This is a genomic window from Campylobacter volucris (genome assembly GCF_008011665.1).
GTDB lineage: Bacteria > Campylobacterota > Campylobacteria > Campylobacterales > Campylobacteraceae > Campylobacter_D > Campylobacter_D volucris_A.
The window spans coordinates 1-991 of sequence record NZ_VOWJ01000020.1; the positions used below are offsets into that span (position 1 = coordinate 1).

Consider the following 991-nt stretch of genomic DNA (forward strand, 5'->3'; position numbering starts at 1 on the left):
TTATCTTTTTAGATAGTGATGATTATTGGGAATTAAACTGCATAGAAGAATGTGTCCCTAGAATGGATGGGGTAGAGGTGGTGTGGTTTGATCATTATTTTTATTACGATGGTATACAAATACCAGAATCCATTCCAGAAACTATTATGGAGAGTTATAATTTTAAGCAATCGCAAATAATTAACCCAGCATTTTTACTAGAAAAAGCTATTGCTATGAGAAGATACTCGCTTTGGTTTGGTTGGCATGGTATGATTCAATTTAAATACCTAATGAATATTGAATTAAAGTTTTTAAATCAAGTTTTACATGAAGACCATTATTTTGGGAAATTATTATTTTTCCAAGCAAGAAATATTTATGTTTTATTTGAAAAAATGATTTATTATAGAATACGAAGAGGCAGTATAATGAATTATACAAATGACACTTCTTATGTTCCGCAATATGCCTTAAAATATTATAAGCTATTAGATGAAAATTATTTTTTATATAAAAAATATCATAGAAATTCAAGTTTATTTTTAACTGCATTGATGGTTTTTGATTTTATAGGTCAGAATAAGAATTTAAATGATGTTGAACTTTTTAAAATAATTTTTTTTAATAAATTGAAATTATGGAGAAATGAAATTTTAGATTTTTCGCCAGAGTATTTAGAAAAAATTTTACATATGTCATTTGTTTCCTTTTTTAAATTGTCTAAAAATATTGATAATAATCTTTCATTGTTAGCTAATTTTTTTAGCGAAGTGATAATTGAGAAAAATAATATGACTAAAAATCAAATTTTTCAAATCCAAACTTTAGAACAAAACGTACAATTAAAAAATCAAACTATACAAGAAAAACAAAGTGAAATAACATTTTTAAATCAAACTATACAAGAAAAACAAAGTGAAATAACATTTTTAAATCAAACTAATTCATTACTTTCTTTCCAAATCAAGCATGGTACAGCAAAATCTAGAATTCAAAACCAACTTTCCTA

The 991-nt window shown here is 24.3% G+C and carries 1 pseudogene; it reads left to right on the top strand.

The features are described from left to right. A pseudogene (locus FPD38_RS08130) lies at nucleotides 1-991 on the top strand (glycosyltransferase family 2 protein); the annotation flags it as partial.